Consider the following 15,621-nt stretch of genomic DNA (forward strand, 5'->3'; position numbering starts at 1 on the left):
CTAGCGGAAGAGCGCCCGTAGTTCAGCGGGAGAACGAGCAACCGCAAGTGCAGCCATCAGTTTTAGGCGAGCTTTGATCCCGTTCAGATCGGGGGCAAAAATGACTCCCAGCTTACGCAGATCATGGTAGGCACCAACGTACCCGAATTCATCACCCAGCCCGCCGGCACCGGCCCGGCTGACCACGACGACCGGAATCCGGCGCTGTACCGCTTCGCCAATCGCCGGCAACCACCAGGGTGGAACTCGTCCGCTGCCCAGTGTTTCAATTACAATTCCGGCAACATTATCGGCAATGCTATGCCGTAACTGACGATCATCAGCACCAACCCCAATCCGTATCAGATCAACCGGCTCGACCAGGCGCGGCGCGGCGATCTGCTGTCGTCCTACCGGCTGCAAGCGCAGGCTGACCTGATCGCCTTCAACCCGTCCCAGTGCACCCAGTGGCGCCGTCACCATACCAGGCCCCTGACTGAACTGCGCCTGAATCGTGGCAGCGGCATAGATAGTGTTATCAACCACGACCAGCGCCCCCGTCCCGGCGACGGCAGAGGTTACCGCAACGGTCATCGCAGCCTGAAGACCGTTCGTCTCACTCACCCCACCGGTGCTGAGGCGCGGCAAACTGGTAACAACAACCGGCGACCCGGCAGGGAGTAAGAGATCGATAAGGAAGGCGGCCTCTTCCAGCGTATCACTGCCGGTCGTGACCAGAATACCATCATACCCATCACGTACTTGTTGGATGCGCTGCGCCAGCGCAAAGATTTGCTGTGGCGTAAGATGGCTACCGGGTAGATTGGCAAACTCTTCAATCACGACTGTGAGATCAGGGCGCACGGTCAGTTGATCATCACGGGCACCAAGCGCCCGTCGAATTGCTAACGCGCCACCGGTTGATAGAATCAGTAGTTTTGGCATAGTGGTTTACGGACAACCCAGCAGATACGCTGAGTGGTATTAGTTGGCGGTTGAAAGGTAAAGCCGTCGTAGCATCCTTCGATCTTCAGGCCGGCTGCCTCGATCAGCGCAACAACCAGGTCATTGGGATATGCCCGTTCGATATGCAGCTCGTCAAATCGTTCGTAGCCATCGTGGTCGTTGCCAATAAAACCGGTCAGCCACATGGTAGAGAGGTTAGCTGCCGGATCAAAATGTGTGCGTTCGACCTGGACATAGCCCGGCTGTTCATGAAAAGCGTACTCCCCCCAATCAACAGCTAAAAAGTGGCGAGTATTCATATCGGCGACAAACAATCCACCCGGCACCAGCACCCGTGCCACACCGCGCAAACACGCAGCCAGGTCGTGACTCCCGATCAGGTAATTGAGACTGTCGTAGGTACACGTCACCAGCTCAAACGTATGCGCTGGCAGCAAGCTCGCCAGCTCGCGCATATCACCCTGTCGCAACTCAACCGGCACTGGTACATCGGCCAGCTTCGCTGCCGCCTGTGCCAGCATTGCTGGCGAAGCGTCGACCCCCGTTACCTGCCAGCCACGCTCGGCCAAAATCGCCAGCAGCGTGCCGGTACCACAGGCAACATCCAGCATCCGTCGCCCGGACACTGGATGGCGTTGCAACAACTCTTCCAGATAGAGGGCGGTCAGCAGCGCAAAGCGTATCTGACCGCTACCATCATATACGGTCGCGTAACGATGATATGTCATGGTGTAATTGTACCACTTCGCCCAAGGGGAAACCATAAAGAAACGATAAAGCCCACAATGATATGTTCAACATTGATGAGCAAAAAGAGCGCCGAGAGGGTCAACGCCTGCTCTTGCGAATAGCCGTAGGCGGCGAGGATTGCAAACAGCACCACGTCACGCACACCGAGACCGCCAATCGAGATGGGTAAGGCCTGCAACACGGCAATCAATGCCGACGCACCGACAAAGATCAGAAACGGTACCGCACTTAGATCAAGGGCCAGGAAGAGTAACCAGAGTCGAAAGAAGGTGAAAAAGGCCGAGACCAGCGTTGCCCCACCGAGCGTTGCGATCAGAGCCGGCGTCAGCATCAAACTGTGCATCTGCTCATTCCAGCGATCCAGGCGGGAGCGCAGCCGTGGCGCAAATCGTGGCAAGAGCACGGTCAGCACCCACGAACGTGGCCGTCTTGCGGTCAAGATCACCGTGATCGTGAGCAGACCAATGCCCATCGCGATCACGATCATCTGTTGTAGCTCGCGGCTGGGGAGGAGCCGACCCAGCGCAAAGACGCCTATCATTCCCAATAGGGCCATAATGATCAGATCACACAATCGATCCAGCACAACCGAGAGCAGTGCCGGCGCTGTCGGTTGACCCCGTTCGCGCAGATACATTGCCTTCAGCAGATCGCCAGCCTGACCCGGCGTTGTCGTTCCGTAAAAGATACCGACCATGTAGAGAGCACAAGCCGTTGGCAGATCGAGGGAGAGATTCATCGCCCGCATGATCTGAATCCACCGCCACGACTTGATGATAATGAACGGTGGCAGCAGGGCCAGCGACCAGAGAACTGGCACCAGATCAGCTGAGCGCATAGTCTGCCACAACAGGTTGAGATCGCTGGTCACGATAAACCATAGCAAAAGCGCCGGCCCGATCAGACGGAGCAGCCACGAAAGCAGAACACGCATCACGAACTACTCCTCTTCGTTGCTGCGCAGGGGGCGCTGAAAGCGGAGTGCGGCAACCTGTTCGGCGTTCAATCCAAACATAAAGACAATAATGCTGCCTACGAATAACCCCATCGCCGAGTTAGGAATATGAAAACGGAAGGGATCTGTGATAAAGAAGCTGATCAGAAACGAGAGCAGAGCCAACCCCTGCATCGAGATCGCTACCGGAAAGTAGACACGTAACGGTGCGAAGAGTGAGACGATCCGCAAAATGATTAGTCCGAACCGAATGCCGTTGCGCAGAAGCTTTTGCCCACTTCGACCACCTTGCCGGCGTTGTCCAGTGACCGGGACATAGCCGACATGGTAGCCCGCTTTGAGCAACGCCAGCGTACTGGTGGTTGGGTAGGAATAGCGATTGGGCAAGAGATTGATGAACTCCATGATGACGTCGCGGCGCATCGCCCGATAACCACTGGTCAAATCGCGCACCTCGGTCTCTACCAGATAACTGCCGAGCGCATCGAGGGCACGGTTGCCCCAGCGTCGAAAGATCGAGTCGCCCTGCGTCTCACGGGTGCGGGCACCCACCACCATATCATAACCGGCAGCAATCCCTCCCAGCAGATCGGGGATGTAGCGCGGATCCATCTGTCCATCGGCATCCATCAACAAAACGACATCACCACGAGCGCGGCGAATACCGGTTTTGACGGCGGCACCGTTGCCGCGATTCACAGGATGGCGGATAACCCGCGCACCCGCTGCATGCGCGACACTGGCCGTATCGTCTTGCGAGCAGTCATCCACGACAACAATTTCGGCATCGGGCAATACCGCACGCACACGCTCAATAACCTGAGCGATCCCATGCGCCTCGTTATAAGCCGGGATGATCACACTCACCGTGAAGGGATATGCCTGAACCACGACCGGTTCTGGTTGGGCTGTTGTGCCTATCTGTTGCATGATACTTCACCGAACTGCTATTTGCTGCACCATCACACTCAACGGGCGGGCATCGGTACTACCGGGAAAACGCTCATACGGTAAGAACGTTGGCGCTTTTAGCATGATGGTCACTTCACGTACCCCCTGCATCTGTGCAGGTACAGGCAGATGATACACCCGCCAGCCGCCCGGCGCAACGTTTACCTCATATCGCCGATCACCAATCGTCACCGTCAGGTTCGTCGGTTGCGGCACTGCCAGCCGTAGTGTCACAATCTCGTTGCCGGTCAGTGGGGTTGGTACAGGCAAACGCACGGCACCTTCACCCTGCAACCAGCGGAACGTTGTATTACCCGTGCGCTCACCGAATGAGAAGCCATACAGATACCCCAGATCAAGTTCATCGCCCATGGTTAGCGCCGTCGTCGGCGCCGGTGACAACCAGCGCATTGCCAGCCGTTGCACGTCCTCGCCGGCGCGTTCTTCCACATCGCGCAATAACACCTTCGCTGCTGCAAGATCGCCCTGCGCCCTCGCCAATGCACCACGCACGAGATCACCACGGTGAGTGGGATAGGTACCAACCACCTGCCAGGCTTCGTCATACCGACCTTCAGTCAGTAGCCAGCGGGCAAATTCGGCCTGACCATCGGCAAAATCAGGATCGGCGGCCAGCATGCGGCGAAATGCCTGTTCTACGGCTTCATCATCACCACGTTGCAGCGCAGCCATCGCCGCAGCGTATGCCTGCTCGCGGGCAATACCATTCTGGATAATCTGCGGGTAATTGCGGTAGCTGACGATCAGGAAGAGCATCCCTAGACTGACGATCAGCGCGGGCAATTGCCAGCGATCCAGACGCCAGTGGTGTTGTCCCGACCGGGCTAGCGTCGCTGCACCGTACAACGCCAGCCAGAACCAGATTGGCAACAGATAGCGCGGTTCAACATGGATGAGGATCACCATCAGGCAGGTATAGCCAATCCAACCGAGCGCTAACAGCCGTACTGCCCAATCCTGGCCGCGTCCAAGCAGCGTAAATGGTGCTGCCAGGATCAAGATCAACCAGGCGAGATCGCTAATCAGGCCATGAAGCCAGACTTCCCGCAATGGCCGGGTAAAGAAACTGGCTTTCACGAAGAAATCCTCGATAAACTGGGCTTTCCAGATATGCTGAAAATGCGGCCAGAGATTGCGGGTGAAGCGCCACGGTTCTGTTTGCAGAATGCGGCGCAATTCGGCACTCACAAACCGTTGCCGATCTTCTTGTGGAATAGCTTGTAGAATCCCCTTGGCCTCCCCCTCACCACGACCTTCGTGTACCGCATCACTCATCGCGATCCAAAGGTTAACCGGCCCTAGAGTATCAATCACAATAAAATCGCGGTAGAGCAGGTAATTTCGCAGCGTCCAGGGAGCAATGGTGAGCACGAAAGGCAGCAGAAACGCCAGCAGTGCCACGACAATGGGCTGCCAGCGTCGACAGTGGTGAACTGTCCAGGCACTGACACCGATGAAGAGGATCGCAAAGATTACCCCGTACAATCCCGGTGAGCGAGCCAGCGCAGCGATGGCCAGCGCCACCCCGGCACCGGCTAACCATCCGGGTTGGCGCGAGTCGCGCCAGCGCACCAACAGCCACCCATGAACCACCAGCATGAAAAAGAAGAGAGGTTCGCTGAGAATCAGCACCGGCAATTCAACCATCGGCATCCAGAGGGCCAGAACTGCCGCGAAGATCAGGCCGGTACGCTGATCAAAGAGCCGTCGCGCCAGATCATACCCAATTGGAATCAGGGCCAGCGATAGGGAAATCTGCACGGCCCGGATCAGCGCAATCCCAATCGCCGGATCGCCCAGCCATAGCCCGATACGAATCATTGCGGCGAAGAAGAAGATATGACCGGGCGGTCGGATGAGCCACGAGTTATCGCGATATTCACCGGTCACTGCCAACTGAAGCGCCCGCAGATAATAGTCGCCATCATCGGCTGCCGAGAAACGGGGATCGATCACATAGATGGATAGAAACCAGAGACGCAGGATCAGACCGATTATCATCAGGAGACCAACCCAAACGACCGGACGTCTGGTCAGTAGGGCGATCCGCCATCGGTGTGGTTGTACTGTGGCGATAGAACGTGGAGCAGGAGATACCATCGTGATCCGTTTGCTACCTTTCATGCATGCTGTGATGTCTGACGCAGACGCAAGGTATGTTCTAATGTACGACGCTATTGTACATGATTAGGAGGTAGGAGAGAGACGACAGGAAATAGGCGAGTAGGAGTGAGACTGGTTAGCATCATGTTGTGGTCGACGCTGCCGTATTGGGATTTGAGAAGGTAGGAGAGAGACGATAGGAAATAGGGGGGTGGATCAGTATGGTGGGTCGGCATCACTGATGAGCAGGTAGGCGAGCGCAGATAGGAAATGGGGAGGTGGAATAGTGGGTCTGGTTGTTATCGCTAATCAGAACTTATTTCATAAACGCTGTTCCGTTGTGCTCCCAGACCGTCGCACAGGCGCATGCACGCTTGCCTATAGCCAACGCCAGCATATCCTACTCCCAGGCTGCTGGCATGACAGTGAGGAGAGCTGACGACTATCTTCGGTGCCATCACGCGCTGGATTGGTTACCTTGCCCGCTCATCATGCGCGTGTCGCAGCGTGTGGAGCGTAGCAGCCATGCTGCCTCAGCAGCCGTACTCACGATCCGGCGTGTGTCACCCTGTTGACCATGCTGGTCACAAGGAGGCGGTGTGTGATCGTCACGATCAGAGTCTGTCAGGAGTGAATGAGCTAACTTTTGGTAGATGCTTTTTGAAATAGGTTCTGGTAAGGTAAACGAGAGAAGATGGGGGAAATAGGCAGGTGGGAGTGGGGCTGTGGTCATTGCTGATGAGCAGGTAGGCGAGAGCAGATAGGAAATAGGCGGGTGCAAGGGTGGGCTGGGGTCATTGCTGACGAGAAGGTAGGCAAGAGCAGATAGGAAACAGACAGTTATCACTTTGTGCCCGGTGCTGTCATGCCGTAGAGGGTAAAACGGCCATCGCCGATTCGCCTACGCTCAGGTTCGGGGATTGGAGGTGGCCCTTGCGCATTATCCCAAAGGAGATAGTCGGCGTCCAGCGCCTGTAATTCGGTCGCGGTAACGGTTGGTGATACGCGCACGTGAACGAGGTGCGCTATCGCGGAATATTTTGCCAATGGCAAGCGATCAGGAATAGCAGCTACCAGTCGCGAGCCGTCCGTCGGTAACGAGCGCTGAACCAGAGCCACTGCCGCCACTTCGTCTGCCGGTTGCGCTGTCAGTACCGCCTGCGTTGCCGTCATTGGCCCCGGACTGAGTAAAACGACCATGATCAAGGCAGCCGCCACCAGGTGACGCTGAACTGTCCACAGTTGTGCTATGGCCCACGCTGCGGCCACTGCGTACAGCGGTGTGAGCGGGAGAAAGAAGCGGGGCAAGATGAACGCAGTCGCAATAGCAGCTACGTACAGGGCAATCAGCGCAAACAACGCCAGCCAGCGCCGGTCGGCCCGATGCTGCCAGGCCAGCCAGCCTGCTGCAACCAATCCCCCAATTGCCAGCCAGTTCGCCGGCCAGCCGAGTAAGCGTAATTGATCGGCGCGCCCAAATTCACTCACATCCTCGGCACCAGCCCCGATGAAACCAACCACATTCCGGCTCCAGTTGGTCAAAAAACGCAGCGGATCACGGCCAATCACCTCAAACAGACCGATGCTGTTGGGAACCTCCTCCCAACGCCGCCAATCGGTATTGGCGTACACTGCCAGCCAGATATTTTTCGCCTGCTGATTGAACAGTGGCTGACCGGTTTGCAAGGTATTTACCACCAATTGGGGGGCGGCGGCCAGCACAAATCCCAACCCAAAGAGCATTGCCGGACGGCGACCGGCAACGTACCAGAGGGTCACAGCGCCCCAGGGCAGCAACAGCAAGCCGGGATGACGCACCAGAAACGCTGTACCGGCAAAGACACCACCAATCAGCGCCAGCAGCGTGTGAGAAGGTCTACGAACATGTAATGTCACGGCTACGGCCAGTGTCATGAGAGCCGCAAACGGCATATCGCTCCCGATCAGCAACCCATACTGCACGACTATGCCACTCAATGCCAGACATCCGGCTGCCAGGATTGCTAATCCAGATGAGAGCAGGCTGCGCGCCAACAGATAGCCCCCGACAATCAGAACAGCACCTGCCAGCAGCGAAATCAGGCGCGCAGCCAGAAAGGGATTGTCATGCGTCAGCGGTCGCACCAGCCAGAGCAGCAACGGATAGCCGAGGTTGTAGAAGCCATCGGCCTGAAAGATAGTTTCCAGTGTGTCACGGGTGGCAAAGACGCGAAAATCGTTCTCAACGCCGGGACGGGCCAGGGTTACATGGGCAGTCATCGCCGGAAGTAATGCACCCATCCAGAGGATAATCATCACACCAACCAGCCCCGACGTCGCCCATCGCGGCCAGCGTACAACGAGACTCGGCCAGCGCCAGATTAACCAGATTGCCAGCAGTCCCGCTACCACGATTGGCGGCAGGTAGAGCAGCGGATAGGGGCTACTCCGGTAGAACAACCACCAGACCAGCCCATACGCACCAACAGCAAGTGCCGGTTGCCAGCGTGGACGACCATTCAACAGCAGCCCACACAGTGCGCCAACCATCAGTGCGTAGCACACCTGGGCCGGATATGGCCATACCGGTGGGGTCACGGTGACAACGACCCGGTCGAGAAGAATCTGTTCCGGTGATTCTGGAGCTGTTATCTGTATCACCAGATCGATGGCTTTACGCCAGCCACTACTCACCGTAACATTGTGCTCTTCCCACTGACCCTGGGCAATCAGTTGGATGGGTGGCTGATCATTGATCGCGATAACAACCGGCATTCCTGCTGGCGCTAGCCAGCGCATCGTCACCGCTACCGGTGTGCCAGCCTGGGGAATGCGCAAAGCGGCTGTCGGCAATACCCGTCGGCCAACACCAGCGTCAGCTTGCACCGTAGCCGGAATCGGTTCGGGATCGGAAAATCCCTGCATGATTCCGGCATCGTTCCGGCCAATATCAAACTCGCGCCGCAGTGGAACCTGTGTGAAGAGTGTGATCACACACGCGGCGAAAACAGCCCAGCCGAGCGCAGGCAGATATTTCGAGATCACAGATTGCACGTGTGCAGCCACAATCGCCTGAACCACCTTACGGCGTCGCTGTTGGTACAGGAAGCGGTAACGGTTCCTGGATGGGCACTTCAGTCGGCGGTGGTGAAACCAGTGCACGATTGACCCAGCCGGTACCACTGCCATCGGGGTTGGCAATAAACGAGTCTGGACTCCGTTGCTCGCCAAGACGAATCAGATACCATTGATCGTTGGCCGTGCGAGCCAGAAAGATGATCTCATCGCCGGCATTAATCCGACCAATCGGCTGATTATTCGTACCGGGTAAGGGACGTACATTCGCTACCTGTAGCGCCGTGCCGGTAATCACCTGGGTTACCGGTAGCGAGGTCGGTTGGCTTGCCGGTGTTGGCCGTCGCGGGGTAGCCGTTGGGCGAGGCGTGGGTAACACCAGCGTCGGCAATTCGGTCTGACCGGGAATATAACGGCCAAACTGATCAAGCTCATTCCGCAGTGCCCCGATTACGCCAAACGCCAGCGCCATTGACAGCAGGAAGATTACACTGACCACGGCCAGTTTCACCAGTTCAAGGCTCTGTGCCCAGATACTGCGCCGGCTTAGCAGTTCAAGCGCACTCTGAGCAGCACTGGCCACCGACTCGCCCCAGGTCGTTCGTCCCTGATCCGAACGCGCCACGTCGCGGAGTGCGAAGAGGGCGCGTACATCACCAACCTGAGTCAGTGCCCGTACCGCACCCCAACGCACATTCGCATTTGGATGCTTGAGTACCTTGATGAGTGGGCCGGTTGCCCGTCCATCACCGATCTGTGCCAGCGCTTCCGTTGCCCGATAGACCGTCAACCATGGCCGATCAGGGTCAAGAACGGCACATAGGGCCGGCACGACGGATGCGCCCAGTGCAACCAGGGCATCCACCGCTTCGGCGTGACGAGGGTGATTGGCATCACCCAGAGCGGTAATTAATTCGTTTACTTCAGTCCGTGATACCTGACCGCTTGTGGCAGCCACCGCCCGTGGCAATGTCGGCACCGTCAGACGACGGGTTGGGCGAGGCGCTGATGGTGGTTCAGGCGGCGACTGATTTGATTGTGGTTCTGTCGTCATCGATCCTCGAACTCTTCACCAGATGGCCGGCGAATGCTCAGCCAATGTTCAAAACGCTCTACAATAACATCCAACAAAGCTGCCGCCGCGACGGCCTTGGGCTGCCGTGGCAACTCGACGGCATGCTCACCGTCCAGCACGGTAAGCGTAATCTCAGGTTGACCAATGCTGGCTACGGCATCATTAGCGACAATCAGGTTCAAGCCTTTACGTCGCAGTTTGTGCCGGGCGTTGACCAGCAGATCATTGGTTTCGGCCGCGAAGCCAACCTTAAATATATCATGCCGCCCGGCCAGCTCACCCACAACATCGGGGTTTTGTACCAGATGCAGCACCATACCCTCATCATTGTGCTTCTTGATCTTCTCGGTAGCCGTAGAAGCAGGGCGAAAATCGGCCACTGCTGCATTCATGATAAGGATGTCGGCCTGTGCACAGGCCGATTGCACCGCAGCCTGCATCTCTAATGCCGTCTCGACCGCAACAAAGGATACCGCCCGTGGTGGGGGCAAGGCAGTCGGGCCACTGATCAAGGTGACCTGGGCACCCAGATCACGGGCACGGGTAGCCAGCGCATACCCCATCTGCCCCGACGAACGATTACCGATATAGCGTACCGGATCAATTGGTTCCCGGGTACCACCGGCAGTAACAACGACCCGACGACCACGGAGTGGGCCGGAGCAACGTCCCCACAGAGCGTGCACCTCGGCCAGTAAATCAGCCGGTTCAGGTAGCCGACCACGCCCGACAACCGGCTCTGCCATCCGTCCCACCTCTGGTTCAAGCACATATGCTCCCCGCTCACGCAACACTGCCAGATTCGCCTGCGTCGCCGGATGTTCATACATCACCGGATTCATCGCCGGAGCAATCAGCAGCGGTGCTCGCGTCGCCAGTACTGTGGTCGTCAACAAATCATCGGCTAAGCCGGCAGCCAGACGGGCAATCGTATTCGCGGTTGCCGGAGCAATGACCACCATATCGGCGTGCATCCCCAGACTCACATGGCCCACAACCCCATCTTCAGGCAGATTCCACATATCGGTCAGCACCGGGCGTCCGGTCAGAGCCTGGAAGGTTGCCGACCCAACAAAACGCTCGGCAGCCTCGGTCAGAATCACATCAACCAGCGCTCCGGCCAGCGTCAGATCACGAGCCAGTTGGGCCACCTTGTACGCAGCGATACTTCCGCACACACCGAGGACAATTCGCTTACCAGCTAGCGTATCCATATATCACCCGGTAACCGACCTGTCATAGCGAACAGATACTCCCGCGGGCGCATTGTAGCACATGTAGCAGGATGACGGAGTGAGACCCTGTGCACCGTTCAGGTGTGATCCTCGTGCTGAAGCCTTACCAGGTGTGTCACTGTGGGTCACGGATGGATTGTGGGCGGCGTGACGGGAAGGATTGCCGTTTTTACGCCACAGCGCAGTTGTCGTCGGTGTCGTAGGGGCGGCGCATGCGTCGTCCCTACGTCTGTCATTCCACCAGCTTTGATATGAGTGGACTACCAACACCTGTGCACAGAGCGATACCTGCAAAATACACATCAGAAAAATGCTTGCAGAACTGTCATGCTTGTGCTACACTTCACATACTTCACCCGATCCACCCGATCCAATGGAGGAGTTGCGTGGAGCGTTCTGATCTACCACCAGATGTTGTTATTCGGCGGCTTCCCCTCTATGCACGGAGTCTGCGTTACCTGCTTGAAGAGGGTGTCCACTCCGTATCGTCACAAGAATTAGGAGAACGGATCAACGTCACTGCGGCCCAAATCCGCAAAGACCTCTCATATTTCGGGGAGTTTGGCAAACAGGGTATCGGCTACGATGTCGAGAAGCTACTTCAGCACATCGAACGCATTCTCGGTTTGCATCACCACTGGCCGGTAGCCCTCGTCGGCATCGGCTTGCTGGGCCAGGCGATTGCCCGCTACGAGGGCTTCCGCACTGAAGGCATCGAGATCGTTGCTCTCTTTGACTCCGATCCGGCCAAAATCGGCCAGAAGATCGGCGATCTCACAATTCAGGATTTCGCCCACGTGCGACGCATCATCGCCGAGAAGCAGATCAAGATGGCGATCATCGCTGTACCTGCCCAACAGGCACAGCGCGTTGCCGATGTCTTGATCGAGGCCGGTATCCGGGCGATTCTGAGCTACGCGCCCATGATCTTGCAAGTCCCCGAAGATGTCTGGGTGCGCTACATCGATCCGGTCGCGGTCCTACAAAGTATGACCTATTACCTGGCTCGCGAGCAAGAGCATTGATAGACCACCGCTAACCTGGGTGTAGTGGACAGGGCGAAGGGGCTTCGCCCTGTTTTTTGCTACCAGAACTTACTTCATGCATCGGTACAATCTCACCTCACAATCCACTCTCCCGGTATGAATCAGGATCACTTAGCTCGCTGAGCACGATACGTTCGTCATAGGTCGTTATCTCGCATCAGAACCATTGTAACGTGATACAATGCATAATATAAGGAAGTAACCATCCCAGGCTATCAAGGGAGCGTGTATCACATCACAATCGTATGACCAATCCTCTCATCGGAGTACGGGTAACTACTGCCACTCTGCGCGAAGTGCCGCGCATGGAGGCTGCTGCCGACGTGGCCCGGCAACGCGCCCGCGAGCTTGGGCGACCGGTGTTGGTTAGTGTCACCACTCGTGTCGGGCTGCGTGATCCTCTGGCGCTGTTTGCCCGTGGTGCTGGTGTTACCCATAATCGCTTTTTCTGGAGTACGCCGGCCGCTGATTTTGAATTGACCGGCCTCGGTGCAGCATGGAGTTTTACGCCAACATCTGGCGCTGATCGCTTTGCTGTCAGTGCTGCGGCATGGAAGCAGTTGGTGAGTGAGGCAGTGATTGATGCCGATCCCGAACTGCCGGTACAGGGACCTGTTGCCGTAGCCGGGTTTCGTTTTGATCCCGATCAACCACCAAGCGATTTGTGGCGGGATTATCCGATGGCATTGCTGATGGTGCCACGCTTGTTGATTGTGCGCCACGGTGATGTGACAACGTTGACGGTGAACGGGATGGTGGATGCGCACAGTTCGACGCTGGCGTTAGGGGCGGCTGCTGCCCGTCGCTTGCAAGCCCTGATCGGTCTCCCACTTCGACCACAACGTCCACCGCTTGATTTGCAGGTTGATGTCTCGCTTGATCCCGAAACCTGGAAAGCGATTGTTGCTGATGCTGTGAGCGAACTCCGCGCCGGTACGTTGGAGAAGGTGGTGCTGGCGCGGGCTGTGCGTTTGCGAAGCACAGAACCGTTTGATACGGCTGCTACCCTACACGGCTTGCGCCGGGATTATCCGCATACATTTGTCTTTGCCGTTGCACGCGGTGGACGAACATTTCTTGGTGCTTCACCCGAACGCCTGGTAGCGCTTCGGGATGGCGTAGTGGCCGCTTCGGCACTCGCCGGTACGGCACCACGTGGGAAGACCCCCGCTGAGGATGCTGCGCTAGCTGAGGCGTTGTTGCAAAGCGCTAAAGATCGCGCCGAGCACGCTTTTGTAGTGCAGATGATTCGTGCTGCGCTGGCAGAGTATTGCGATGCGGTGCAGGCTCCGTCTACCCCTGAGATTATGCGAGTGCGTAATGTCCAGCATCTATTGACACCGATCACAGCCTGCATCCGAGCAGGATACGATATCTTTGATCTGGTTGGGCGTCTTCACCCAACCCCGGCAGTTGGTGGTAAACCTGGCCCCGCGGCACTGGCCTGGATTCGTGATCACGAACGCCTTGATCGGGGATGGTACGCGGCTCCCGTGGGATGGGTTGATGCGCGTGGTGATGGCGAGTTCGCTGTTGCCCTCCGCTCGGCATTGATCGGGCGACGCGAAGCAACGCTTTTTGCCGGTTGCGGGATTGTTGCAGCCTCTGATCCAGAGCGTGAGCTGACCGAAACCAGAATTAAGCTGCGGGCAATGCTAGAAGCACTTGGGGCAAGTGAAGAGATGATTGGCTAAGCGAGGGTTGCATGAACGTTACAGCGCATGTCGAAGCGCTGACTCATTGGGTGGTAACGATTGCACAGAGCCTGGCGGTCAATGGGGTCAAAGATGTGATAGTTTGCCCCGGTTCGCGCAGTACACCTCTGGCGCTGGCCGTAGCTCGCCACCCGTCGCTGCGGGTCTGGATGCATCTGGATGAGCGTTCAGCCGGTTTTTTTGCACTGGGCCTGGCTCGTGCGCGTGGGATGCCGGCTGCTGTGCTGTGTACCTCCGGGACGGCGGTGGCTAATCTGTTGCCGGCAGCCGTCGAAGCGAACCTTGCCCGGGTGCCGCTCGTGATCCTGACTGCCGACCGCCCACCTGAGTTGCGCGATAATGGTGCGCCGCAAACAATTGATCAGATCGGTATTTTTGGGCGCAATGTGCGCTGGTTTGTTGATCTGCCCACACCGGATATGGCACTCTTGCCCTTTTTACGGGCTACGCTGGGTCGTGCTGTCGGACTGGCGCGCAGTGCCCCTGCCGGCCCGGTACACCTGAATCTGCCCTTTCGAGAGCCACTCGTTCCTGATCGGGCGCGGATGGCAGCCCTGTTTAGCGAAACGCCACCAGCGGTTCAGGTAACGCCGGCACGTCGTATGATCGGTGGAGCAGATCTGGCAATGCTGGCAACCAGCCTGGTCGAATACCGCCGGGGACTGATCATCGCCGGTCCCGATTGCCCACCCGATCTTGGCCCACTGCTCACCACTCTGGTCCATCGTCTGCGCTACCCCATTCTGGCCGATCCATTGTCGGGAGTGCGCTACGGGCCGCACGTCGATGACTATACCCTGGGCACGTATGATGCCTTTTTGCGCGATGAGCGCTTCGTGGCTAAATATGCGCCAGAAGTCATTTTGCGCTTCGGGGCAATGCCAACCAGCAAACCGCTCTTGCTTTACCTGCAACACCATCCTCACACTCGCCAGATTGTGATTGATGGCGGTGCCGGCTGGCGTGAGCCAACCAGCCTGGCCCGTGAACACCTGCACGTCGATGAACACTGGTTCTGTATCGCGCTGGCCGACGCGCTGGCATCCTCACAACGTGAAGGGCCAACCCTCTGGCTACGCGCATGGGTAAGCGCCGAACAGACGGCACGGACGATCATTCAGTCACATCTCCTGACCCAAGAGCATATCAGTGAACCGGGACTGTTTGCCCGTCTCGGTTCGTGGTTGCCTGCCGGTGCAACGCTGTTTGTTGGCAATTCGATGCCGGTACGCGATTGCGACACGTTTCTCGGCCCACGCACCGGCCCACTGTACGTGGTTGGCAATCGGGGAGCTAATGGCATTGACGGCCTGGTCTCAACCGCACTCGGCCTGGCTGCCGGTCAGGCGAGACCGCTCGTGATGGCGTTGGGTGACCTTTCGCTCCTGCACGACTCTAATGGTCTGCTTGCCGCTCGGCTTCACCGGCTCGATGCAACGATCCTGCTGATCAACAACGATGGCGGCGGTATCTTCTCGTTTCTACCCCAGGCCAGCGAAACTGACCAGTTCGAGCTATTATTCGGCACGCCACACGGTGTTGATTTCGCACCACTGGCGGCAATGCACAACGCGCACTACACCCTGGCCTCAGATTGGTCAGCAGTATATGCAGCACTCCAGGCCAGTTTTGCCGGTGGCTTGCATCTGATCGAGGTACGCAGCCGGCGCGATCAAAATGTCATTGACCATCGCACGATCTGGCCACTGGTAAGCAATGCGCTGGCCCAGGCCGGCATTACGGTCGCAGAATAGCACGCCTCACAGCTTCA

General features: G+C 57.6%; 11 protein-coding genes. 3 read left to right on the plus strand and 8 right to left on the minus strand.

Annotated elements, in window-relative coordinates:
• The 8 genes from VAE57_RS17180 to coaBC all read right to left on the minus strand — a co-directional run bounded on the left by VAE57_RS17180 (position 1) and on the right by coaBC (position 11,068).
• A complete protein-coding gene (locus tag VAE57_RS17180) occupies positions 1-924 on the minus strand; it encodes an asparaginase domain-containing protein (protein ID WP_322823059.1) in 924 nt (307 codons plus the stop codon).
• Positions 909-1,673: a class I SAM-dependent methyltransferase gene (locus VAE57_RS17185; RefSeq protein WP_322823060.1), complete on the minus strand. Its 765-nt coding sequence runs from the start codon at positions 1,671-1,673 to the stop codon at positions 909-911. The genes VAE57_RS17180 and VAE57_RS17185 overlap by 16 nt, the downstream gene beginning before the upstream one ends.
• Positions 1,670-2,629 (minus strand): lysylphosphatidylglycerol synthase transmembrane domain-containing protein, encoded by a 960-nt coding sequence (locus tag VAE57_RS17190; protein WP_322823061.1) that lies wholly within the window; start codon positions 2,627-2,629, stop codon positions 1,670-1,672. Before VAE57_RS17190 ends, VAE57_RS17185 begins: the two co-directional genes overlap by 4 nt.
• A gap of 6 nt (positions 2,630-2,635) precedes the next feature.
• Positions 2,636-3,580, minus strand: a complete 945-nt coding sequence (locus VAE57_RS17195; protein WP_322823062.1) for a glycosyltransferase family 2 protein — start codon at positions 3,578-3,580, stop codon at positions 2,636-2,638.
• A gap of 6 nt (positions 3,581-3,586) precedes the next feature.
• Positions 3,587-5,722: a glycosyltransferase family 39 protein gene (locus VAE57_RS17200; RefSeq protein WP_322823063.1), complete on the minus strand. Its 2,136-nt coding sequence runs from the start codon at positions 5,720-5,722 to the stop codon at positions 3,587-3,589.
• 846 nt (positions 5,723-6,568) lie between these two features.
• The gene (locus VAE57_RS17205; RefSeq protein WP_322823064.1) at positions 6,569-8,749 is read right to left on the minus strand and encodes a glycosyltransferase family 39 protein; all 2,181 of its coding nucleotides are present in this window, start codon (positions 8,747-8,749) and stop codon (positions 6,569-6,571) included.
• Between the two features lie 37 nt (positions 8,750-8,786).
• Positions 8,787-9,833 (minus strand): SH3 domain-containing protein, encoded by a 1,047-nt coding sequence (locus tag VAE57_RS17210; RefSeq protein ID WP_322823065.1) that lies wholly within the window; start codon positions 9,831-9,833, stop codon positions 8,787-8,789.
• A complete protein-coding gene (coaBC, locus tag VAE57_RS17215; protein ID WP_322823066.1) occupies positions 9,830-11,068 on the minus strand; it encodes a bifunctional phosphopantothenoylcysteine decarboxylase/phosphopantothenate--cysteine ligase CoaBC in 1,239 nt (412 codons plus the stop codon). Before coaBC ends, VAE57_RS17210 begins: the two co-directional genes overlap by 4 nt.
• 407 nt (positions 11,069-11,475) lie before the next feature.
• On the opposite strand from coaBC, the gene VAE57_RS17220 reads away from it, so the two are divergent.
• From VAE57_RS17220 to menD, 3 genes are all read left to right on the plus strand, one after another.
• Complete coding sequence (locus VAE57_RS17220) at positions 11,476-12,114, plus strand: redox-sensing transcriptional repressor Rex (RefSeq protein ID WP_322823067.1); 639 nt, start codon at positions 11,476-11,478, stop codon at positions 12,112-12,114.
• A gap of 266 nt (positions 12,115-12,380) precedes the next feature.
• Positions 12,381-13,829 carry an isochorismate synthase gene (locus VAE57_RS17225; RefSeq protein WP_322823068.1) on the plus strand — a complete coding sequence of 483 codons (1,449 nt, stop codon included), beginning with the start codon at positions 12,381-12,383 and terminating at the stop codon, positions 13,827-13,829.
• An 11-nt stretch (positions 13,830-13,840) separates the two neighbouring features.
• Positions 13,841-15,604, plus strand: a complete 1,764-nt coding sequence (gene menD / locus VAE57_RS17230; protein WP_322823069.1) for a 2-succinyl-5-enolpyruvyl-6-hydroxy-3-cyclohexene-1-carboxylic-acid synthase — start codon at positions 13,841-13,843, stop codon at positions 15,602-15,604.
• Positions 15,605-15,621 lie beyond the last annotated feature (17 nt).

Origin of the sequence: Chloroflexus sp. (assembly GCF_034434295.1) — a bacterium.
GTDB lineage: Bacteria > Chloroflexota > Chloroflexia > Chloroflexales > Chloroflexaceae > Chloroflexus.

Bases quoted from the DNA above. Each gene is read 5' to 3' on its own strand.
- VAE57_RS17190 (WP_322823061.1), bottom strand. From the start codon at position 2,629: ATGCGTGTTCTGCTTTCGTGGCTGCTCCGTCTGATCGGGCCGGCGCTT.
- VAE57_RS17210 (WP_322823065.1), bottom strand. From the start codon at position 9,833: ATGACGACAGAACCACAATCAAATCAGTCGCCGCCTGAACCACCATCA.
- coaBC (WP_322823066.1), bottom strand. From the start codon at position 11,068: ATGGATACGCTAGCTGGTAAGCGAATTGTCCTCGGTGTGTGCGGAAGT.
- VAE57_RS17200 (WP_322823063.1), bottom strand. From the start codon at position 5,722: ATGGTATCTCCTGCTCCACGTTCTATCGCCACAGTACAACCACACCGA.
- VAE57_RS17225 (WP_322823068.1), top strand. From the start codon at position 12,381: ATGACCAATCCTCTCATCGGAGTACGGGTAACTACTGCCACTCTGCGC.
- VAE57_RS17180 (WP_322823059.1), bottom strand. From the start codon at position 924: ATGCCAAAACTACTGATTCTATCAACCGGTGGCGCGTTAGCAATTCGA.
- VAE57_RS17195 (WP_322823062.1), bottom strand. From the start codon at position 3,580: ATGCAACAGATAGGCACAACAGCCCAACCAGAACCGGTCGTGGTTCAG.
- menD (WP_322823069.1), top strand. From the start codon at position 13,841: ATGAACGTTACAGCGCATGTCGAAGCGCTGACTCATTGGGTGGTAACG.
- VAE57_RS17185 (WP_322823060.1), bottom strand. From the start codon at position 1,673: ATGACATATCATCGTTACGCGACCGTATATGATGGTAGCGGTCAGATA.